The organism is Nostoc sp. EspVER01, assembly GCF_034530635.1.
GTDB lineage: Bacteria > Cyanobacteriota > Cyanobacteriia > Cyanobacteriales > Nostocaceae > Nostoc.
Genome location: NZ_JAVRCS010000020.1, coordinates 1 through 21,302 on the forward strand (window position 1 = coordinate 1; position 21,302 = coordinate 21,302).

General features: G+C 41.7%; 19 protein-coding genes. 6 read left to right on the plus strand and 13 right to left on the minus strand.

Going from position 1 to position 21,302, the window contains the following annotated elements; translation table 11 throughout:
• Positions 1-178: 178 nt before the first annotated feature.
• The 5 genes from aepX to RMX69_RS17515 all read right to left on the minus strand — a co-directional run bounded on the left by aepX (position 179) and on the right by RMX69_RS17515 (position 5,445).
• Positions 179-1,834: a phosphoenolpyruvate mutase gene (aepX, locus tag RMX69_RS17495; protein ID WP_322638221.1), complete on the minus strand. Its 1,656-nt coding sequence runs from the start codon at positions 1,832-1,834 to the stop codon at positions 179-181.
• A gap of 224 nt (positions 1,835-2,058) precedes the next feature.
• Positions 2,059-2,814: a phosphocholine cytidylyltransferase family protein gene (locus RMX69_RS17500; RefSeq protein WP_322638222.1), complete on the minus strand. Its 756-nt coding sequence runs from the start codon at positions 2,812-2,814 to the stop codon at positions 2,059-2,061.
• 92 nt (positions 2,815-2,906) lie between these two features.
• Positions 2,907-3,050: a hypothetical protein gene (locus tag RMX69_RS17505; protein WP_322638223.1), complete on the minus strand. Its 144-nt coding sequence runs from the start codon at positions 3,048-3,050 to the stop codon at positions 2,907-2,909.
• A 47-nt stretch (positions 3,051-3,097) separates the two neighbouring features.
• Positions 3,098-3,703 carry a CDP-alcohol phosphatidyltransferase family protein gene (locus tag RMX69_RS17510; protein ID WP_322638224.1) on the minus strand — a complete coding sequence of 202 codons (606 nt, stop codon included), beginning with the start codon at positions 3,701-3,703 and terminating at the stop codon, positions 3,098-3,100.
• 86 nt (positions 3,704-3,789) lie between these two features.
• Positions 3,790-5,445, minus strand: coding sequence for a B12-binding domain-containing radical SAM protein (locus tag RMX69_RS17515; protein WP_322638225.1), 1,656 nt, complete (start codon positions 5,443-5,445; stop codon positions 3,790-3,792).
• 339 nt (positions 5,446-5,784) lie between these two features.
• Between RMX69_RS17515 and RMX69_RS17520 the strand changes: the two genes are divergently transcribed.
• From RMX69_RS17520 to RMX69_RS17530, 3 genes are all read left to right on the plus strand, one after another.
• Positions 5,785-7,404 (plus strand): cyclic peptide export ABC transporter, encoded by a 1,620-nt coding sequence (locus RMX69_RS17520; RefSeq protein ID WP_322638226.1) that lies wholly within the window; start codon positions 5,785-5,787, stop codon positions 7,402-7,404.
• A 59-nt stretch (positions 7,405-7,463) separates the two neighbouring features.
• Positions 7,464-7,694 (plus strand): DUF6737 family protein, encoded by a 231-nt coding sequence (locus tag RMX69_RS17525; RefSeq protein WP_289798810.1) that lies wholly within the window; start codon positions 7,464-7,466, stop codon positions 7,692-7,694.
• A 677-nt stretch (positions 7,695-8,371) separates the two neighbouring features.
• Complete coding sequence (locus RMX69_RS17530; protein WP_322638227.1) at positions 8,372-9,289, plus strand: M23 family metallopeptidase; 918 nt, start codon at positions 8,372-8,374, stop codon at positions 9,287-9,289.
• Between the two features lie 272 nt (positions 9,290-9,561).
• On the opposite strand, the gene RMX69_RS17535 is transcribed toward RMX69_RS17530, so the two are convergent.
• Together RMX69_RS17535 and RMX69_RS17540 are read right to left on the minus strand one after the other, a co-directional pair.
• Positions 9,562-10,416 (minus strand): cyanophycinase, encoded by an 855-nt coding sequence (locus tag RMX69_RS17535; protein ID WP_289798812.1) that lies wholly within the window; start codon positions 10,414-10,416, stop codon positions 9,562-9,564.
• 414 nt (positions 10,417-10,830) lie between these two features.
• A complete protein-coding gene (locus tag RMX69_RS17540; protein ID WP_094348985.1) occupies positions 10,831-11,034 on the minus strand; it encodes a hypothetical protein in 204 nt (67 codons plus the stop codon).
• 335 nt (positions 11,035-11,369) lie between these two features.
• Between RMX69_RS17540 and RMX69_RS17545 the strand changes: the two genes are divergently transcribed.
• Positions 11,370-13,289 carry an acetate--CoA ligase family protein gene (locus RMX69_RS17545; protein WP_322638228.1) on the plus strand — a complete coding sequence of 640 codons (1,920 nt, stop codon included), beginning with the start codon at positions 11,370-11,372 and terminating at the stop codon, positions 13,287-13,289.
• A gap of 190 nt (positions 13,290-13,479) precedes the next feature.
• A complete protein-coding gene (locus RMX69_RS17550; protein ID WP_289798814.1) occupies positions 13,480-14,070 on the plus strand; it encodes a thioredoxin family protein in 591 nt (196 codons plus the stop codon).
• Between the two features lie 57 nt (positions 14,071-14,127).
• Here the strand turns inward: RMX69_RS17550 and RMX69_RS17555 are convergent, their stop codons facing one another.
• A complete protein-coding gene (locus tag RMX69_RS17555) occupies positions 14,128-15,468 on the minus strand; it encodes a cytochrome P450 (protein ID WP_322638229.1) in 1,341 nt (446 codons plus the stop codon).
• Between the two features lie 82 nt (positions 15,469-15,550).
• Here RMX69_RS17555 and RMX69_RS17560 point away from each other — a divergent pair, with 82 nt between their 5' ends.
• Entirely contained in the window at positions 15,551-16,144 is a 594-nt protein-coding gene (locus RMX69_RS17560; RefSeq protein ID WP_289798816.1) for a TetR/AcrR family transcriptional regulator, read from the plus strand.
• Between the two features lie 34 nt (positions 16,145-16,178).
• On the opposite strand, the gene RMX69_RS17565 is transcribed toward RMX69_RS17560, so the two are convergent.
• From RMX69_RS17565 to RMX69_RS17585, 5 genes are all read right to left on the minus strand, one after another.
• Positions 16,179-17,390, minus strand: coding sequence for a sensor domain-containing diguanylate cyclase (locus RMX69_RS17565; protein ID WP_322638230.1), 1,212 nt, complete (start codon positions 17,388-17,390; stop codon positions 16,179-16,181).
• A 630-nt stretch (positions 17,391-18,020) separates the two neighbouring features.
• The gene (locus RMX69_RS17570; RefSeq protein ID WP_322638231.1) at positions 18,021-19,028 is read right to left on the minus strand and encodes a phycobilisome rod-core linker polypeptide; all 1,008 of its coding nucleotides are present in this window, start codon (positions 19,026-19,028) and stop codon (positions 18,021-18,023) included.
• Positions 19,029-19,636: 608 nt separating this feature from the next.
• Positions 19,637-19,975: a CpeR family transcriptional regulator gene (locus RMX69_RS17575; RefSeq protein ID WP_289798821.1), complete on the minus strand. Its 339-nt coding sequence runs from the start codon at positions 19,973-19,975 to the stop codon at positions 19,637-19,639.
• Entirely contained in the window at positions 19,969-20,598 is a 630-nt protein-coding gene (locus RMX69_RS17580) for a chromophore lyase CpcT/CpeT (RefSeq protein WP_289798822.1), read from the minus strand. Before RMX69_RS17580 ends, RMX69_RS17575 begins: the two co-directional genes overlap by 7 nt.
• A 91-nt stretch (positions 20,599-20,689) precedes the next feature.
• Entirely contained in the window at positions 20,690-21,226 is a 537-nt protein-coding gene (locus RMX69_RS17585) for a phycobiliprotein lyase (protein ID WP_289798823.1), read from the minus strand.
• Between the last annotated feature and the right edge of the window lie 76 nt (positions 21,227-21,302).

The window sequence follows — 21,302 nt, forward strand, 5'->3', positions numbered from 1 at the left end:
TCCAACTAAAAAAATATCCCATCGCTGTCTAGGCAGGGGAGCAGGGGGCAGGGGGCAGGGGGAGAAAGAAAAATATTATCTGAGTAAATTGGATAATTTATTTTCTGGAAGTCCCTAAATTGAATCTTTCCCCTTTTCCCCTTACCCTTTTCCCTTTCCCTTTCCCCATGCCCCACTCCTATTGTTTTAATTGAAAAGCAAGGTCAAGATCGTCCAAAGAATTAACATCTAACCAGTTACCGCGAATATAAAGCACCTTGATCGGTTTGCCTTGCTCGATTAAATAATTGCATAATTCTGGTAAACCCAGACTGTTAAATTCCGGTCGTTTTTGCAATTCATTGAGTGCTTCACTCACCCACTCTCTACCTTGACTCCGCAAGCGCAACATCCCAATCCAGCGGCCGCTAGACTTTCCTAATTGCGTTTGTGTGGTTTTAGAAACGTTCAACAGGTTGACATCCTGTCCAAACAGAGAAAGATCGTCTGGAATTGAACAATAGGCGTAGTCAGGTGAACCGCTAACAGACTTGTTGTTGGCTACAGAATCAACCACAGCCACAATTTCTCCGGGACATTCTAATAAATCCCGCAGGATGTAGCTTCTAAATAGTAAATCGCCGTAAAGCACCAGCATTTCTTCGCCAAAACTGGCTTGAGCTACGGCTAAGGATGCTAATTCTCCCGTTGTTTCATAATCTGGGTTGCGGATGACTTTAGTCCCCGGAACATTGATAGTTTCTGCTTTGTAACCGGCGACAACGGTAATATCATTGATAGCAAGTTTCTTGAATTTGTCTACCAATAACCTGAGTAAAGGTTTACCGCCAAGGGGTAACATCACCTTTGGTTTATCTTGCGTCAACCCTGCTAATTCTTGTCCTCTGCTAGCAGCCAGAACGATCGCTTGGGTATTTTGTCGTCCGTTGTTAAAGTAGCGTTTTTCAGCTTCTATGAGTTCATCCGCCCCTTGTAGCCGGAAAATTTCTTTTACGGGTGCAATATCATCTTCAATGTTGATTAAAGTTTCGCTGGCTTTCACTTCGCGCGCGATCGCTTGCATACTAGCAACAGCAGCTCGAATCAGATGGTTTGCCCAGATGACCAAATTAACTTTAGCTTTGCGAAAAACATCAGTAGGTGTGCTGTAATATTTGGTCGGTATAAACACTAACGGAGAACGACCCCCCCATTCTTTAGCAAAGGCTAGCACTTGATCGGGGCGCGATGATTTACTGTGAATCAAGATCGCGGTTGCTCCAGCGGCGTGGTAAGCTTCAGCTCGGCGCAAAGCCTCCGAAAGATCCCAGCCGGCGATCAAAGCTTCGAGTCGGGCGACGATGCAAAAATCTGGATCTGTCTGACTATCCTTACCCGCCTTAATTTTGCCGCAGAATTCATCAATTTCAGCCAAAGGTTGGCGACTACCGTTGATAAAGCTATTGGTTTTGGGAAAAAGCTTATCTTCAATACAGACTCCAGCGATTCCTCGCTGTTCTAACTTCTTAACTAGGCGACGCATATTATTAAAGTTGCCATAGCCTGTATCGCCGTCTAATAAAATCGGGATGCTGGTGACATCAGACATGAACTCTAGCATTTCTACAACTTGAGTCCAACTGGCTTCATTATTATCTCGAACGCCATATTGAGCCGAAAGGGCTAATCCACTCGCCCAAATTCCTTTAAATCCAGCCTCTTCCACAATCCGGGCGCTAATCCCATTGTGAGCTTCCATAATGAAGTCGAGTTGAGGCGATTCTAGTAATAACCTTAATTGGGCACATTTATTTAATTTTGCAGAGGTATCATTGGGTGCAAATATTGGATGCATTTATTCTGCTTTTTTCAACCTATAGTAATAATGAAAGAAGAATTCAGAATCAATTAGTGGGAGATTCAAAATCGTCACTATATTTTGAACCACTAAATCAGATATTTAATGGGTATTTTCAACCCCTTGATTCACCCACTAGTAGCAAATATTCATACTGACTCCTGACTCACCTCGACTGCGCTCGGCGACCACCTGACTCCTGAATTCTTTAAAAGATATTTTCAGACATTTTCTGCGACTTCTATCTGAGGTAAAATATCATTTTGGGCACGTTGAATATCCTGGGGAAAATCTATTTCCAGCCAAGGTAATCCAGTAATGTCTTCGTAGCCAAATGTTTCTGGAGTTTCTAATAATAGATCCCGAATTACTTCTTCATAAGGTTCATTATCCCGTCCGTCTGCAACATATTGTTCTGTACGAGTAGCAAGACGGTGGGCAACAGCACTTCCAAAACGAAAGAATCCCACTGACTCACCGGCAAAATCATAAGCTAAATCAGGAGCTACTTGTTTACGAAACTCCACTAGATAATTATCTCTAACACAAAGCTTCACGGGTTCATCTCCCGGTTCAAAATCTCGATCTAATAAGAAGCTGTTGGGGATATTTGTCTTTATCAATCGTTCGATGATACGGCGATCGCACAATACATCTGCATCCATTAATAATATGTCATCGCCAGCAACTAAATGCTGACGTACAGTCCAAAGGCTGATTGTACTGCCTTTGGTGTAGTCAGGATTGTAAATTGTACTGACCCAACTTTCGGCTCCTAATGCTTTGATTTCATCCTGAATTCTTTGTGCTTGATAACCCACAGCAATCACTACTTCATCAATTTGGTAATGACGGAGATAGTGAAAATGCCGCTCTAGCAGAGATTTGCCGTTAAATTTCAGTAAGCATTTGGGTTGGATTTGCCCGTCTTTACCTAAGCGTCGTCCAACGCCAGCAGCTAAGATAATTGCCTTCATCGTCAAATCACCAACAGTAGCTTAGACACCAGGAAATCTGGAAATTTTCCCAGTATTTTATAATGACTGTTTTTTGCTCAAGACAATATTTGTTAATTAATTCTTAACATTGAAGAAACAGTAACTCTGTGGTAACGTTTGTCACCATCAACCACCAACAATTCATTCTGTGCTTGAAACTCAGCTTGAAGTTTTTGGTAATCAATGGCTTTATCAATTTCAGTTTGAAGCTCCATTCATGTCTATTGATAATTATTTATTTATTCTCTCACTGCTTCCTGATCTAGTTTGATTCAGATTGCGGGAGTGCCAGAAATTGCCAAATTACCCATATAGCAAAGGTTGGTGCCCCAATTGTCGCTGCCATTAATAAAGGCTCTAGTCCATTTAGCAAGGGAACTATGGGAAACAAATACAGCACGTCTTCAATGTCAAACCCGGCGAAATTTGGTTGACGGCTGGCGTCTTTACCTAAACGTTGTTCCATTTGGTTTCGCAAATGAAAGATGCAAGCAACAGACACGCCAGATACTATCCCCATCACCAACGCCCACCAACCAAATTTTCCCTCTCTAAGACCATATCCAATACACACAAACAATAGAATATGGATGATGGCGTCACTAACAAGGTCATATTGATGCCCCCATTTGCTGCTTTTCCCACTCAAACGGGCTAATTCACCGTCTGTATGATCGAGAAAGTTAGATAAAGCAAATAGCCATGCCCCAATGTTAACCCAAATGGTATTACCAACTGCGAGGGCAACAGCCGCCGCCAACCCTGTCAAAAGTCGCACTGTAGTAAGATGATTGGGGTTTACCCAACTGTCTTTTAGAGGTCGAACTAGCCAGTAAGCAAGTTGAGCATCCCAAGGCTTTGTGGTCATAGATGAACTTGAATTTGATATGGTCTTTGAATATTCATAGCACTGTAAATTACCACAGCCTCTCAAAACCTATTTTACTTGTGACGTTAACTACGAACTTTGGTGAGAATTTTTTGGGAATAAAACGAAGCTGATTCTTCATTTTTGGCACAATCTTGGGCAAACTTAATCAAATGATGTCCGACAAGTCCAACGTGAATTAAGTTTTCGATATTACCTGCTTTCAATGCTGGCTTGGCCATTTTCCAGAAAGTCTGACGATAGTTACTAAATACGCCTATCCGCAGCAAAATATTAGCTAAATAAGTTAAACCCTTGCGAATATTAGCCCCAGAAGTGCGAGATGGGCTGTTAGGAACTTCGATGCGATTTGGATAGGTGTGTTCTATGTTGTAGGCGAATCGCTGATATAAAAATTCTGGCTCATAAGCAGTTGTAATGCAGCGCCGCCACATCTCAACAACTTGCTCGTAGGGCATTAAAAACTCAACATTTGATTCGCGGCTTTCATCATAGACAAGTCGTCCTTCTGCTTCTAACCTCCGCCATAATGGAGTTCTCGGCAACGCATGAAGCAGGTTAATTGTCAACATAGGAATTTGCGATGCCCGCATAAATTCGATTATTCGGTCTGCTGTTTCTGGTGTATCTGTATCTAACCCGATAATGATTCCTGATACTACTTCCATGCCATAACTATTTAAAACCTGAATTGCTTTTAAAATCGGCATACTCAGATTTTGGTCTTTGGAAATCGCATGGAGAGCATTTGGTTCAGGTGTTTCGATGCCACAAAAGATTGTGCAAAAATAAGCTTCGCGCATCATTTCCAAAAGCTTTGGACTTTGAGCTAAGTTGAGCGTTGCTTCACAGGCAAACTGGATGGGATAACCATTGCGTTTTTGCCAGTCAATCAGGTGAGGAAGTAACTTCATGGCGGCGCGGCGATCGCCAACAAAGTTATCATCGACAAAATACACTGCCCCCAAATTGCCTGATTGTCGCATTGCGTCTAACTCCGCAACTACTTGCTCTGGTGTTTTCATCCGGGGACTGTTGCCATAGAGTTCGGGAATATCACAAAACTCGCAGTGATAAGGGCAACCACTAGAAAACTGGACATTTGCCAAGAAATAATCATTGATATTCAGCAAATGATAAGCTGGGGTGGGAAACTCTGTTAAGGGTAAACGTTCCTTGGTTTCAAAGCGAATTTGTTGTTGCGGACGTTGAGAGTTTTGGTCTAGATATTCGATCATGCGATCGCTAGCATCTCCCAATTCGCCCAAGTGTAAAATATCAAACTCAGGATAATATTCTGGACACCCAGATACCGAGGGGCCGCCTACAACGGTAATTTTCCCCGCTCGATGGGCAAGTTCGTTAATTTGATTAATCTGTGGTTTTTGGATATGCATTCCACTCACAATCACCACATCAGCCCATTGATAATCAGCCCTCGTTGCTGATTTGACATTCTCATCAATAAACCGCACTTCCCATTGTTTCGGTAAGTAGGCAGCCACAATTAAAATACCTTGGGGTGGCATAAAAGCCCGGACATTACCCATAAGTGGGTAAGCGTGATGAAAAGTACCAAAGGAGCGGCTGTACTTGGGAAAAATACACAGAATGCGTCGATGGTGCGAAGGAACGTAGCGGGTTCCTTGAGTCACAGAAGCGGTTTGAGAATTGTCGGCTACATTAATTTGGTTCTCTAAAGACTTTAAATTTACAGTCATCGCAAATTTCACCCTGGAAAACTGAGCAGGCAATTTGACAGTTTATTGACATAATTCGCTGTAATTCCAACTAGCTTACCAAAGAAAGGCAGAAGGCAGAAGAGATTATAAATGTATTTTTGCTCAAAACAAAGTCCTAAAGATTATAAATCGTCCAATGTTGCCTTCTGCCTGATTCATCATGATATTTGAAAGGGTATTTAACTGGTAAAATATAAAATCTACCCTGGCAATGCAAATTTAATTGGTTGGCAAACAACTATTATGGAAATCGCGCATGGGACATAAAAAGAGAGATTTTCATTTTTTGTTGTGTCCAAATGGGTATAGGCATTTGTCATGAATTTGATTTACTTTCTTTTGCGTTCTTCATGGGGGATGGTGGCGATCGCGATCGCTACCGGATTTTTGAGTGGTGGTAGTAGTGCTGGCTTGATTGCCTTAATTAGCCATGCTGCAAGTAGCGGTAGTTCTTCCCGCCTCACATCGATAATTTGGGGTTTTGCGGGGCTGGCTATAGTTGCACTAATTACCAGTATCGTTTCTCAAGTGATGCTGATTCGCCTTTCTCAGAATGCAGTTTTACAATTACGGATGCGTTTAAGTCGCCAGATTCTCGCTTCCGAGTTGAGTCATCTGGAACGCTTAGGGAATCCTCGATTATTGGCAACTTTAACAGAAGATATTCAGGCGGTTGCTAATGCTGTTTATCAGATGCCTTTCATCTTTATTAATTTAGCGATCGTCTTGGGTTGTATAACCTATATAACCTGGCTTTCTTGGTTAGTATTGCTGATGGTTTGTGGGATTTCAGTAGTTGCGATCGCTAGTTGTCAGTGGCTACTAAACAGAGGCGGGCAATTACTTACTTTAGCTCGTGAAGATGAAGATCATCTGTTTAAACATTTTCGCACGATTACCGAAGGAGTCAAGGAACTCAAACTCAACTACAAGCGGCGTGAAGACTTTTTAGAAGACAAACTACAATTAACTGCTAACGAGTTTCGTCATCACAACGTTAATGGTCTAAGCCTTTTTGCCATAACTTCAAGTTGGGGTCAACTCATATTCTTTTTTGCTCTCGGTTTTGTACTGTTTATACTGCCTAATCTGCTTACTATCAATCCCGAAACTCTCTCTGGCTACATTTTGACCTTCACTTACTTGGTGTTACCAATGGATAACATCATCAGTAAACTTCCTCTATTAAGCAAAGCCAGCATTGCTTTACAAAAAATTGAGTCACTGGGTTTATCTCTAGCTAGTCGAACGGAAATATCCACTGTTCCACCTGCTCTGAAATCTGACTGGTATAGGTTAAAATTTCAAAGTGTCACCCACACTTATTACACAGAGCAAGAAGACAATAGCTTTATTTTTGGCCCCATCGATTTGACACTTTATCCTCAAGAATTGGTCTTCATTGTCGGCGGTAATGGTAGCGGTAAATCTACATTAGCCAAACTAATTACTGGGCTTTATATCCCAGAAAACGGCGAAATCTGGTTTGATGACGAGTTAATTAGCGAACAGAATCGAGAATGGTATCGCCAACATTTTTCCGTGGTTTTTTCCGACTTCTATTTATTTGAAGAACTTCTAGGATTAAAAAATTCTCACTTGGATGCTCAAGCCAGAAAATATTTACAAAAACTGCAACTAGACCATAAAGTGAAAGTTGAAAATGGACAAATTTCTACCACTGCTCTTTCTCAAGGACAACGAAAACGGCTAGCTTTACTCACAGCCTACTTGGAAGATCGACCAATTTATCTATTTGATGAGTGGGCAGCCGATCAAGATCCAGTATTCAAAGAAATATTCTACACTCAACTTCTTCCAGAATTGCGATCGCGGGGTAAAACAGTGCTGGTGATTAGCCATGACGATCACTATTTTCATTTAGCAGACCGAATTATCAAACTTGACTATGGAAAAATAGAGTACGATAAAACTTAATCTGTTAAAACAATTCATAATTGTTAAAAGAATATTTGGAGTTTGACTAAATAAAACTAATGTCTGAACAAAAGCCCATAAATCCTTGGAACTATAAACCTTGGTGGTGTCAACCCTGGTCTATAGTTCTCACAACTGTAATACTGATTGGTGGTAGTTGGTTACTATTTAAAACTATCTGGCTAACAGTTCTCGTTTCCATCCCAATAGGAACATGGATGGTATTTTTTGTGTTTTTTTGGCCACAACTAATGATTCGCAGTGGAATTTTGGAGTCGTATAAAGAGTAGTTTGAGCTTAATGTAATGCGGGAAATTAGTCCAGGTAGAGAAAATTATTCCACTGTGTTCAGAATTTAGCATCTCAGCTCGTGGCCATCTATGCAGAAAGCTCAAAAAATCCTCCCATCTACTCCTCTATGGTCTTGATGATAAATCTTTAGCCGGACATTGTATCTATCATCTCTGCACGCCTATGCAGAGATGATAGATACAATGTCCGCTTTATTACTTACTAAATCCCAAGGGACTTCCAACTAAAAAAATATCCTATCGCTGTCTAGGCAGGCTACGGTGTATACACAAGTCCTAAAATCATTGCCTGGTAAGATACAAGCTTTGGTAGGCAAGGTTTTGAGTTAAGCGAACTGATTATCAATAGTGTCAGCTTATTGATAGAGTTCTAACGGAAAATCAAGGATTTAAAAAATAATTTTCCGTTGTTTTTCGTTGATTTGATTGCCAACTCGACTTGTGTATACACGGTAGCCCCGCAGGCGGGGAGGGGAGACAAAGCACAGCTTTGGCGGGGTGAGGTTCTTCGGGTTTAATAAGCAATCAAGCGGACATGATATAACAAGCTAAAAGGCTACAAACTCACTAAAGATTTCCTGATATTTTGCGAGTAAGCTTGAAACAACAAATAATCAGAAAGTGTCTGAATTATTGTTCTAATAGACTTGCAACTTATGAAAAAATCTATAGTTTATCGATACCGTACTTATGGACTAGTTTGGTTAATATCCTTAACCGCTGTATTAAGTACAGCGACATCTGCCTTAACACAATTGGCAAGCGATTCCCCAATTGGGCAAATTCCTATCCCTGCTTCTAACTTAATCTGGCCAACTAAAGGGTTTATTTCTCAAGGCTTCCGCAAATATCAACATGAAGGAATTGATATTGCAGGGGCATCTGGAACTCCTGTTGTTGCTGCGGCATCCGGTACAGTTGTTAAAGCAGGTTGGGATAATTGGGGATTAGGAAATGCCATAACTATTAAACATCTCGATGGCAGCATTACAGTTTATGGCCACAATCGCCGTTTGTTGGTGAGCAAAGGTCAACAGGTTCTTCAAGGTCAAATGATTGCCGAAATGGGATCTACAGGCAATAGTACAGCACCTCATCTGCACTTTGAAGTTCATTCAAATGGTCGAATAGCAGTTGACCCCCTTCGTTTGTTGACATCCGTAACTGCAAGTGTTGGCTCCGGTTCTAAAGTTCAGCCAGTGGATAACCCAAACCGCCCAGTCTCGCCACCCCCAGTAGCCAATCAAGTTTCCCCCTCACAGCAGCCAATTCCAATAGATATTGCACCTGTAAGCACTGATACTAAATGCAATGGAGTTAGTCTTATTGAAGGTGAGACTACAAGCTCTCGTGTAAAAGTCTGTGAAGAAAATGGTCAATTATTTTATATTGGGCAACTGAAGCAAGCCCTAAGCAAGCCTATAAAGATAGTAGCTTTGCATATTGGTAAAGACAGATATCGAGCAGATAATGGTAGTTTTTATTATTTAGTCACTCCACAAAGAGTTGAAGTTTGGCGAAATGGCAGTCAGATTCGTTCTGACAGTTTTTATAGTTTAACGAAATCGCCTTGATATTCTTCTTGATATCCCCCTGCCTACCAAAGGTTGAGGCAGGGGTGTTATAGCGATTAATTGAAGAAGAATGCAGAACTCAGAATTCAGAATCAAGACGCTTTCTACGCGCCGCGTTTCCCTTTGGGAAAAGAGAAGACTTTACGCTGCACTATCCGCCAGTCGTACAGAATACCCAACTGACTTCTGACTCACCTCGACTGCGCTCGGCGACCACCTGACTCCTGAATTCTGTTCAATAAAACTTCAGTTCAAACACACTTAACTAAAAGTTAAGTGTTAACTGAAGCAAGTGGTTGAGAACCATTTGGTACAGAGCCATTATTTAGGATAGGCTGACGAGTTTTCAGGTCAAACTTGAAGCCATGTGGCAAAATATGAAGCTTTGCTCCACAAATGGCCAAAGACTCATCCTTCAAAATTTCACCCATATTGTTATATGTAGCTTCCGATTCATCAACAATCGTAACCGCCCCTTCACCAATTACTTCAACTTGGTTATCTACCACTACCATAGCGGTATTTTCGTCAATCCCAAATCCTAAGACAGCAGGCTGTAGTATCAAAGCTGATATTAAACGTCCCAACCGTCCCCGTTGGGAAAAATGCTGGTCAATTACTACCCCTGGTAAAAATCCCATACCTGGGCCCATTTCAACAGTTTCAATCCGAGGATGTGTTTCTGAGTCGCCTTCCACAATCATTACGTCTGGCATCACAGCAGCCCCGGCACTTGTCCCTGCAATAACTACACCTTCAGAAAAGCGCTGGTGAATTGCCGCATCGATTTCGGTATCCTTGAGGATGCTGGTAATACGAGCTTGGTCTCCCCCTGTAAAAAAGACTCCAGTTGCTTTCTTAATAGCTTCCAATGCGGTAGATGAAGCTGCATCTTCACGGGTTTCTGTATCAATAATACGAACAGTTTCGGCTCCCAACCGCTCAAACACTCTGATGTAATTTTCTCCCACTTCTCTTGGTAGTTCTGTGGCTGCTGTCATAATTACAATATAAGCCTTTGTACCTCCAGCGCGTCGTACAAAGTCCCGTAAAATTACGGAATCACCCTCTTTATCTTCCGCTCCCCCAATAATTACTAATTGCTTTTTAATATTACTTTCCACCATGATGTCCCCTGGGATTTGAGTTAATAAATTTCACTAAAACATGACAATTCCATGTATCAAATCATCCCTTTGATAGATTCCTTGATAAAGTAGGGTTAACATTTGCGTAGACGCATACCCCTACGGGAATCTTGCTACGCGGAGCGTCTGTCTGCGACACGCTGCGCGTTCGCGTAAGCGTCCCGCAGGGAACGTAGAGAAGCGGCTTGTCGTTAGACATCGCAATTAGACCAAAATACTTTTCTGAAAAATTATCTAATCACTAAATAAAATCAACAATGTCAACTGCCTCTAGAAGTATTTTCTAGAGGCATTTTTGGCTATATTGCTAATTGTTGATTGGAGATTTATCGGGCGATGTGAGTAATTGGTATTGACCCTAACTAGATGCAAAGAGATATCTGATGGCAAGTCCTAATGAACTCGACTTCTGTAAAGCAAGTTAGTTAAGAAAAAACGTGCTTGTTCTAGTGGGAGATGCCTGGGTTTGCCTTGGTAGACAATTTGATACTCATTCATGTCTGCCCCATCTCCATGTCCAGAGATCAGTTTTTGGTGAAAAGCTTCGTCAGCTAGTTCTCGAATTTCATCTCTTAAAGCAGCTTGTGTGCTATTCATACTTTGCTGTCTTTTTATACTGTCTTTTTAATAACCCACATCTATTTATACGATTTTTGGATGAGTGTTGCACCTTTCAAAGGTTATATCTTTGATTATTCATGAGGATGAATTGACTGTTCTTGCTTCCTGGCAGAAGATTGGAGATTTAATTATGCCTTAAGATAGTTAAAAATGCTTACTAATAGGGTTAGCCTGGGTTCTGATTGGCTCAGTGGCAAAGCCATTACTCTCCAAAATTAACCTGAGTCATGAGTCAATCTACAATCAATAAGTCTGAGTAACTACAACTCAGCATTAAAATTTCAGGGTGTTTAGCCGAAGGTTCGCAATCAATGGTTCTACAAAAAAGCAGTGAATTAGTCCGCATTAATGCTAGAAGAACGGATGTCTTCGATATTTTCAACTTCAAGCATTACCTTGGCCCCAACCCTTATTTAGATGTAGGGGCGCTAGTATTTGATTTTGCTCTAATTGACTCTAGAGAGCCTTTGCCCATTGAAGATTATATTGCCAGCATTGGCGATCGCTATCCAAATCTTCGCGATCAAACCTACGAATCTTATGCCCATCTCTTTGCCCAAGTTGTGTCCGAAGCCGGAAAATTGGACATGGATTTACACCTGAACCGCTGGAGTGTGAAGCCATATCCAAATCTCACGCGGATTAGCATCCAATCACTACATGAACGCACAACTAGAGAGGTAGTTTACTTTGTTTGGGATTGGTTTGAAGCCATTACCCAAGACGAAGACTTTGCCTTTGATGAGCAGCTGGTGAGGCTGCAAGATAGATTTCGCGCATCTGTCTACGGAGGCCCCACGGTTTACGCCCTATTGCGAACAGCTTATGAGAAAGGTATTCCCGCCTTTTATTTGTGGGAAGAAGGCTTGATGCAATACGGTTTGGGAAAAAAACATGTCCGGGGAGTAGCAACAACATTTAACTGTGATAGCCATCTAGATTCAGAGTTTACTACCCGCAAAGATGATTGTAAGGCATTTTTGAAAACCTTGGGTTTCCCAGTCCCTGAAGGTAGTATTGTCTTTTCTGAAAAAGAAGCCTTGGCAGCAGCAAGAGAAATTGGCTACCCAGTGGCAGTTAAGCCAGTGGTAGGTCACAAAGGAATTGGCGTTACGGCTGATGTGCAAGACTCAAAAGAACTGGTATCTGCTTTTAATCGGTCAGTGGCAGCGATTCCCGAAAATCAGCAAACCCGAATAATTGTTGAGAAAAGCATCTCAGGATCGGATTTTCGTATGTTGTGTGTCAATGGTCGATTCGTCGCCGCCACAGAACGCCGTCCCGCATCAGTTGTGGGTGATGGGTATTTAACACTTGCAGAGTTAATTCGCCAAGAGAACCGCAAACCTGCACGTTTAGACACGCCAACTTCGCCGATGAGTAAAATTCAGATCGATGAAGCGATGGAACTTTACCTAGACGAACAGCGCTTATCATTAGACAGCGTGATTGAGAAAGAACGCACTGTTTACCTACGTAAAGTCGCCAATCTTTCCGCTGGAGGTATGAGCATCGATGCAACCCCGACAGTTCATGATGACAATATTATTTTGGCGCAAGATATTGCCCAACATTTTCAACTGACTTGTCTGGGGATTGATGTCATTACCAAAAGTCTTGCAGAATCTTGGAAATCTAGTAATTTTGCCATCCTGGAAATCAATGCTGCACCAGGCGTTTTAATGCATCTTAAACCTTCTGTTGGTGAAAGTGTTGATGTACCTTCTCATATTTTAGAAACCTTTTTTGAGTCGGGTACAGATGCCAGAATACCAATTATGACCTTTAACAAAATCTCAGTTGAAGAACTGCAAGCAACGATTGACCATATCCTTTTGCAAAATTCCAACTTGACTATAGGTGCTGTTTGTCGTGATGCCGTTTTTGTGAATCGCTCGAAAAAAGTATTAAGCAAAGATTACAACAGTAATGTTCAAACTTTGCTGCGTCATCCCAAACTGGATTTACTAATTGCCGAGTATCCTGAAGAAATCCTCGAAGAACAGGGTATATTTTACCAAAATAGTAATATCGTAGTTTTGGATAATCCTACCGAAACTGAGATGATTTTGGCGCGAGATGTTTTCGATGGTTCGACTGTGGTGATTAAAAAAGGCAACGATATTTCTATTCGCCGCAAAGGGTTGATTGAAGATTATACTTTGGGTGAAGATGAACCATTTACGCGGGTTTATTTGAAGGAAACTGGAGCGATTTTGGAAGTTAAGTAAATAGGCACTTTGGGATTGGGGAGTAGGGGGAGCAGGGGAGCAGGGGGGAAGTTGTAGTAAGTCTTTCCCGTCTGCCCCTCTGCCCTTCTGCCTCCTGCCTCCTGCCTCCTGCCTTGTTTCTTCGGAGAATGCCTGGAGTCAGCTAAACTAAAGAAGAAATTGCTTAAGAAGTTTTAATAATTCTGATGTTATGAGTACTGATTCACCTGTTAATTCTCCTGAAAAACCTGAATCTACATTCGGGAAGCGTCTGAGAAACTTCTTAATTGTAATGGTAGCGATCGCACTTAGCGTTTCCCTGGTCTTAGGATTGCGAACTGAAACAACCTCGGCAACTCTAGCCAAGTTAAGCGAGAATTCCACACCGTTAGAAGTAGCAATCAGCAATGGCAAACCATCTCTAGTAGAGTTTTATGCTGATTGGTGTACTGTCTGCCAAAAAATGGCCCCAGATATCACTCAACTAGAAATAGAGTATGCTGACAAGATGAATTTTGTCATGCTGAATGTAGATAATACCAAGTGGCTGCCGGAAATGCTGAGATTTCGGGTCGATGGAATTCCCCATTTTGTATTTTTGAGTCAGCAAGGGGAAACCATCGCCCAAGCCATCGGCGATCAACCCCGGACGATTATGGCTAGTAACTTAGAAGCTTTGGTTACTGCTTCGCCTCTCCCTTATGCTCAAGCTAGCGGCAAAGTTTCCAAATTTTCAGCCCCAGTAGCACCAACGACTAATCAAGATGACCCCCGCAGTCATGGCAGCCAGGTGGTAAATTAGCAAAAACAACAGTATCCTGAAGTTTAGGCTATAAGAACGAAATCCGCACAGGCAGACTTATACTAAATGCGATCGCCGACAAAATTTCACTTTTAAGCCATCACGAGGACGAGAGAACGGTAGTAAAACCCTCTCAAGATTTTGTCCAGGGAGCAGTTCCCACTGATAGTCACGGATTAACAAAGCTGCAAACAACTTCATTTCCAGTCTGGCAAACTCTTTACCTAAACATTCTCGGATACCACCACCGAAGGGTATGTGGCTAAAGATTTTTTTGTCCTCAGCCCGTTCAGGAGCAAAGCGCTGCGGGTCGAAACGTTCAGGCTCAGTATAAACATTCTGATCTTGATGAGTCTCCGGGATTTGGTAATGTACATTCCAGCCTTTGGGAATTAAGTATCCACCAAATTCGCACGCCTTAATCACCTCCCTAGATCCACTGCGAACCACTGGAGGTGTCAGCCGTAAAACTTCTTTGAGAACTTGCTCTAGGTAGGTCATTCGCTTGAGGTTTTCTTGAGTCAGCGGTTCTATCAACCCTAGCTGCTCTTGTTCTATACGGGCAGCTTTTAGCACTTCTGGATGCTGGGCTAGCAGCAAACAAAAGGAAGTCAGTGCTGAAGTCAAAGTTTCATGTCCAGCTACTAGCAATGCCAAAACGTTATCCTTCACTTCCTCTAAACTCAAACAATTTCCCTCCCCGTCTCGCGCTTGCAACAAAATTCCTAAGACATCTTGATTTAAGGAAGAATTTTGCTGGCGTTGGTAGATCAGATCATCAATCCTGGCAAGAAGTTGTTCACGAGCATGTACTGCGCGATCAAACTTACTCCCAGGTAATCGAATCGGAACTGATAACAATCCTTCTCCCCAAGTTTCATAGACTTTTTCTAAGTTCTCATCCGAGGCTGTATCAACTCCCACTAACAACTTACAGGCAACATCAAGGGTGTATTTTTTCAGTTCAGAATACCAAATCATTGTACCCAAGCGTTCCCATTTATGCAGATAGCTGCGGGTTATTTCCTCCATTATGGAGACATATCCCGCTAAAGCTCTGGGCTGGAAAGCTTGTGACAACTGCTTACGCAGATTTTGGTGAGAGATGCCAGTTTTCATCCCAATAGAACCTGCTCCCAATAACACCTCAAAACTTAAAGGGTTAGTCATGGCCAATATCTGACCCTCGTTAGTGAACAGAAAACGGCTGGCTTCTGCCCCAATCAGGACAATTGTCTTCTGACCCAATAAATGAGTTTTGAAGATTGTTCCATGTCTCTGCTGTCGCTGCTCAATAAAACGTCCTGGATCGCGCAAATAGCTAATTGTTTCGCCAATGATAGGTAAGCCCAAGTTACCAGGGGGTAATGGGAGGCGCTCTTTAGAGAAAGTTGTCATTTTTATTGTGGGAAAAAAGGTATTATTTTAGTTACGGAACAGTATCGTAAATTTAAAAGAGTATGTCAATCGGTAAGATTTCATGAGTGAATCTGTCAAAAACTCGCCCGGACGACCTCGGAGTGTCCTATCACATCAAGCCATCCTCAAAGCGGCCTTGGATTTGTTAGCGGAAGTTGGATATGAACGCATGAGTATTGAAGCGATCGCAGCGCGTGCTGGGGTAGGAAAACCTACCATCTATAGGCGTTATAGTTCTAAAGAAGAACTCGTAGCAGATGCTATTGAAAGTTTAAGAGAAGAAATATCAATACCGGATACTGGTAGTCTTTGGAGTGATCTCGATCTCATCATTGAGAGTGCCGCCAGAACCACCCTAACTCCCTTGGGTTGTCAGATTAAAGCCTTGATCCTCAGCACCGCTTCGAGTAGTCCACAGTTTAGCCAGGTCTATTGGGCAAAATACCTACAACCGCGACGCCAAGCCTTCCGAGTCGTGATCGAGCGTGCAAAAACAAGAAACGAAATCCAGACTGACACAGACAGCGATTTAATCTTCGACTTGATGAGTGGGGCAATGCTCTACGCTCAAATCTTCCCTCCCACCTCTGAGTCTTGGGAGGCATATATTCGCCGTGCTTTGGAGCTTTTCGTGAAAAGCAATTTACCTACCTAATTTCCAATCCCCAGTCCCCTGTACCCTTTCCCCTTCATATAAGAGATTGCCGCTTGAGCCGCTTTTGAGCATACATTAATTCATCAGACCTAGCGATTAGTTGTTCTAGTGACATATTGCTCTCTGGAGAATAACGCTCTATGCCAATACTCATCGAAAGTTTATAGCTACAGTTTTGCTGTTGATTAAAGTTGGCGATATTTGTTTGTAGACGCGCTTGGATACTATCAGCGTCCTTAAAGTAGCTAGAGATGAAAACAATGAACTCATCGCCACCCAAGCGGGCAACAATATCTGAGTTCCGAAAAGTTTGCTTAAGTAATCGACCAGCATCAATAATCAAGGCATCTCCCATGTCATGACCAAGGGTGTCGTTAATCTGTTTTAGCCCATCTAAATCAATGAACATCACCCAGCAAAACACTTTCATGCGGTGAGCAATTTTCAACTGTTGTGCAGCCATTAGGAAGAAAGCACGTCGGTTATGCAAACCTGTTAGTTCATCGGTCAGCAATAACTGTCTTCCTTCTATTTCTGCTTGTTTGCGGTTGCGAACTTCCTGAATGAGTTCTATTTGAGCGATCGCCTGACGACTTAAGCGGCGCAGTGCATCTAACTGCTGGTAAGTTAGGTGATGAGGAATGGTATCTAGAACACACAACGTCCCAATTGGAAGACCATCGGGCGTAAGTAGAGGAACACCAGCATAAAAACGAATTTTGGGATTGCCTTTGACTAAGGGATTGTTATTAAAGCGATCGTCTTTCATGGCGTTGGGAACCACTAATATATCTTCTGGTTGAAGAATGGCATGGGAGCAAAAAGACCCATCTCTGGGTGTTTCGCTATTTTTTAGTCCAACCTTAGATTTAAACCATTGGCGATCGCTATCAACTAAGCTAATTAAAGCAATTGGAGTCTTACAAATGTAGGCAGCAATAGCTGTTAGGTCATCAAAAGCTTGTTCGGGTAGGGTATCTAGAATATTGTAGTCCGCCAGGGCTTTGAGCCTTTCCGCTTCATTATCAGGTAGAGGAACAGCTTGAGTTTTCACCGATGAGTGTCTAAGCCTTAGCCAGGAAAGTTTGGGACACTGGAAATTTTGGAACAACCGCAGCATTACCTCTCCAGCAACAAGGCTGCCTGACATTAACATCTCTGCAACAAAAATCAACATTCGGTTGAATATACAGAAATATTTTATTACATGATGTGCTTCATGCCTTTGGTTTGCTCTGTTGTTCATGTCACCCTAACTTTCCCTGTGCAAATTCCCTAAGTATCTAGATACTTACAAGGTCTTTTGCCCAAAAGGAACTTAAAAAATATCAATATTCGCAAAAAATTATCAAAACTTATTATATTGTTAGAGTTCTTAATCATAAATTAATGTTTTTGATACCACTAATTTGTTTGTACGTATATAAGTTCCGAGGGTTAGAAACTGGTTAGGGGAACTTCTTCTCATAATTTGCTTGAGCGATCGCTTAACTTTGCAGCACAGCACAGTCTTATATCATGTCCGTATAATTAGTTATGATTCCCACAGTCGTTACACCCCACCCCCTCTCCCTTTCTGGGGCAGGTTTTTTTGATTAGACAAATTTTTGGGATTTTAAAACCAAAACCATTGTCTGAGAACTTAAAACTACGTTCAATAATTGAGAACATTCTCAACTATTTATCGAAAGCCTAAAAGCCTGCCCTTGAAAGGGAGGGGGTTGGGGGTGGGGTTATTTTATTATGGGTAATTTGACGGACATGATATTAGACCTTGAATTCACCAACGAGGTCTTGGTTTTATATCATGTCCACAGTAAAAAATGGGTGAGTTAAACTTGCCTAACCCACCCGATAAAACTAAACATTAGAGAAATTAACCATTAAAAACTCGACTGCGCCACTTATTCAATCGGGCTTCTCCAATTATGGCAGACCGTCGGGAATCAGCAATTTGCTCTTGCAAAGCTGCAATCTGTTTTTCTTGGGCGTCAGCTTGCTGTTGCAAAGATGTATATTCACCTGTGCTGGTGGGCGAACTAGAAGACTGCCAACTACTACTAAATTTTGTTGTGCCGATGCTGGCAAATGGTCTTAAGTCTGCTAATTGTTGTTGCAAAGTTGCAATCTGGCTTTCTTGCTCTTGAATCTTTTGCCGCAAGCTTTGTTCGGCTGCTGTAGGAGCTGCAATAAAGGTATTAACTGGAGCAGCAGTTTCTGGCTTGGGCTTGAATATTTCAGCCAGCAATGCATTAATATCCGTGAGTTTCTGTCTACCGTAAGGAACGTTGGTAATTAGCGATCGCACCAGTTGAGGTTCATTATTATTTGCTAAGTTCTTATCACTGCTAGAGTTGCTCCGCAGCAATTGTAACATATTGGTAAATTCCAATATCTTTTTGCCCGTTTGAGTTTTATAACCCCGGTAATATGGCACTATGTTCTCACCAAAGGCATCTAGATACTCGTCGCTATCAAGATAAGAATCAATATCTGCCTCAAAACCCTCCTCATCTAGAATGTTGCTGTGATGTTTAGTTTCGGAGTAATCATCGGGAGCGCGGCCGAGTAGGTGCTTAAAGTTCAGTTCAATTGCCCGATAGCGGTAAACGTTATCAAAAAATCTAGAGCGATACAACTCTGATTTGGCAACTTGACGCACAAACTCACGCACATCGATTATGCCTTGCTTGAGTTGAGATTCTGGAACAATAAGCCGCTCACTTTCCATGATGTAGGCATTACCCAACACTTGCCGATAAACTGCCCGAATGACAATTTCAATGTCATCAGCTGAAGCAGTAGTCCACAGTTCGATAGGTTCTGTTTGGGGAAATGCTTGATATTGGCGTCGTCTGGTTTCTTCGTCTAAGAAGGTCTGCATAGTTGGGTTAGTGTGGGTAAGAGTGACTAATTTACGCCTTATGTGAATTAAAAATGCCCAAGCTATAGCAAGGGTTTCAGGCTATAGTTTAGCTAAGATGTTTAGCCATGTTGACGTATTTACGCCTTTCCAGACTGCAACTCACATAAACCGTAATTTGCAAAGTAAAAATAAAATATTCTGTAGGGAGCTAGTGCTTTGCTTTGGTTTCTAAAGTTATAGCTACTGGTGAACCAGCGCACTCAAGAGGATATTGTGTTAGATGCATATTTCAAGATGATTTGTCACTAAAATACAAATCAAAGCATCTAACGCACCACTAGATAAAATGGTGGGTTAGGTTAAAGCCATAACACACCCTACTTAATATTTATTAATTACTAGTTATTGATATTAACTTATCAAGTTTCGGGTAGTTTTTTAGTTACATTTTCTAACAAACTTAGACGGCTAACTATTAATAACTAACAGCTAATCACGATCGGAAATTAGCAATTAGACATTAACAATTAGCCGTCAACCCCCTTGGGGAGTATTTAAAATTCAAAACTTAATTTTGAATTCAAGTATAAACACCTGTCAGAAGAATTTCTACAAGATAGTAACTTTCAAGCACGCTCATCAAATCTAGTGTAGAAACCACCGTATTTTATCCAGTATTGTTTCAAAGTATGATGAGGTGTATGTAAACTAGCTTTTGCCTGATATAAAATAACTTGGCGATGATCTCCCATCCAAATTTTATTAATGGGGTCAACGGATATTACTGTCCCTCCTAAAGAAGCAACGCATTCAGAGAATCTCTCAATCGTTGTATATTCTAATGTCTCGAATATAAAAAAATTACCCGAACAAATCAAATGGCGGCTGCGAATCCAGCAGCGCATCTTTTTTTCAGCCAGTGGAGGCAACATTTTGGTTTTAACAGATTCAAGCTGAATCAACATAATGCGCTCACCACAGGTAATTCATCAGCAAAACTTTGCCGTTTGTCAAATTGTAATGGGCCAGCGGTAGATCCCCATATTTGCTTGTGGGTTTCAATATCCATACCTTTATCTAGACTTATCCAAGTACGCTCGGTTATTTCTACTTCGCTGACAAGATATGTCTGGCATCCGTTGCGTTGAATCAGACATTGATTGCCCGGTTCCACACTGCCTCGAAACATTTCACCTTCTCGTTGGAAAACCATTGAACAGTGATAACGCCGTTCGATACTTTCTGGGGTGATGGTTTTGAGGATATCTAATTCACGAGCTGCACCTGCATAAAGCATAGGATCTTTCAAGCTGTAATTTTCGATATAAATGCGATCGCCCCAATCTACTACTCGATGTACTCCTTGACGATAGGGTGTCCATAAATCGTGGTCATAAGCTTGTTCAGAATAAAAACCGATACCAGAAAAAAATTCCAATGGTAAAGGACGAAAATAAATGTGAATGTGGGCGTAAAGTTGCGGATTTGCAAAAGATTGCTTGTAGTTGCTAAAATCTCCTGCCATCCAACAGGCTAAGGTGAGCAAATCGCTAGCGTTGGTGCTAGATTCGCTGGGCGCTATCGTCACGTCGCTTCGCTCCAAATTCAAAATTCACGCATTACAATCCCCCTAAATAAATTTAGGAGCCTGTATCCTTTTATGTTTTAACCTGATATTGCTAACTTTTTGCACTTGACAAAGAGCGAATTTCTGAAGAAAAGGAAGCTGTTGTCACGCCTTTACCATCACTGGTTTTAATCGTCGCTACCCGAAATCGGAGATTTGGGTTAGCAAACCAAATTCTTTCCTCAGCAGCAGCGAGTTCATACTCTGTTAGCAGGGTAAAAATACCATCGTCACTCAGATGATATTTAGCCACTGCTGGAATTGTTTCAGCGTACCCCTTGTCCCGCAGGAGTTTGCCTCTAGAAGGATTTTCGACATCGGGAATTGGTACTAGTACAGTACTGCCAGAAATTGGTTTATCGTCCCAGTCTGACTCACCTTCCCAAGTCATCCGAAAGGGATGAGTGATACTGGCGGGTTCAGTGTCATACAATTGACAGATTGCCACGACTGCTGGATCGGTGGTGGATAGAGACTCAATTTCAATGTTAGATAATACCTCTTCAAAGTGGGCAAATGCTAAATGATGAGCGCTACGCTGCGATCGCCATCGTCCAATTGAAAGTTCAAAAAATTCAGTAATTTCCATTAGAAAAGTGATCTTAAAAAAGTAGCTTAAAATCCAAGAAAAATCTTGGTTAAAGAGTTATTCTCCTAGTCTATAT

Bases quoted from the DNA above. Each gene is read 5' to 3' on its own strand.
- aepX (WP_322638221.1), bottom strand. From the start codon at position 1,834: ATGCATCCAATATTTGCACCCAATGATACCTCTGCAAAATTAAATAAA.
- RMX69_RS17500 (WP_322638222.1), bottom strand. From the start codon at position 2,814: ATGAAGGCAATTATCTTAGCTGCTGGCGTTGGACGACGCTTAGGTAAA.
- RMX69_RS17505 (WP_322638223.1), bottom strand. From the start codon at position 3,050: ATGGAGCTTCAAACTGAAATTGATAAAGCCATTGATTACCAAAAACTT.
- RMX69_RS17510 (WP_322638224.1), bottom strand. From the start codon at position 3,703: ATGACCACAAAGCCTTGGGATGCTCAACTTGCTTACTGGCTAGTTCGA.
- RMX69_RS17515 (WP_322638225.1), bottom strand. From the start codon at position 5,445: ATGACTGTAAATTTAAAGTCTTTAGAGAACCAAATTAATGTAGCCGAC.
- RMX69_RS17520 (WP_322638226.1), top strand. From the start codon at position 5,785: ATGAATTTGATTTACTTTCTTTTGCGTTCTTCATGGGGGATGGTGGCG.
- RMX69_RS17525 (WP_289798810.1), top strand. From the start codon at position 7,464: ATGTCTGAACAAAAGCCCATAAATCCTTGGAACTATAAACCTTGGTGG.
- RMX69_RS17530 (WP_322638227.1), top strand. From the start codon at position 8,372: ATGAAAAAATCTATAGTTTATCGATACCGTACTTATGGACTAGTTTGG.
- RMX69_RS17535 (WP_289798812.1), bottom strand. From the start codon at position 10,416: ATGGTGGAAAGTAATATTAAAAAGCAATTAGTAATTATTGGGGGAGCG.
- RMX69_RS17540 (WP_094348985.1), bottom strand. From the start codon at position 11,034: ATGAATAGCACACAAGCTGCTTTAAGAGATGAAATTCGAGAACTAGCT.
- RMX69_RS17545 (WP_322638228.1), top strand. From the start codon at position 11,370: ATGGTTCTACAAAAAAGCAGTGAATTAGTCCGCATTAATGCTAGAAGA.
- RMX69_RS17550 (WP_289798814.1), top strand. From the start codon at position 13,480: ATGAGTACTGATTCACCTGTTAATTCTCCTGAAAAACCTGAATCTACA.
- RMX69_RS17555 (WP_322638229.1), bottom strand. From the start codon at position 15,468: ATGACAACTTTCTCTAAAGAGCGCCTCCCATTACCCCCTGGTAACTTG.
- RMX69_RS17560 (WP_289798816.1), top strand. From the start codon at position 15,551: ATGAGTGAATCTGTCAAAAACTCGCCCGGACGACCTCGGAGTGTCCTA.
- RMX69_RS17565 (WP_322638230.1), bottom strand. From the start codon at position 17,390: ATGAACAACAGAGCAAACCAAAGGCATGAAGCACATCATGTAATAAAA.
- RMX69_RS17570 (WP_322638231.1), bottom strand. From the start codon at position 19,028: ATGCAGACCTTCTTAGACGAAGAAACCAGACGACGCCAATATCAAGCA.
- RMX69_RS17575 (WP_289798821.1), bottom strand. From the start codon at position 19,975: ATGTTGATTCAGCTTGAATCTGTTAAAACCAAAATGTTGCCTCCACTG.
- RMX69_RS17585 (WP_289798823.1), bottom strand. From the start codon at position 21,226: ATGGAAATTACTGAATTTTTTGAACTTTCAATTGGACGATGGCGATCG.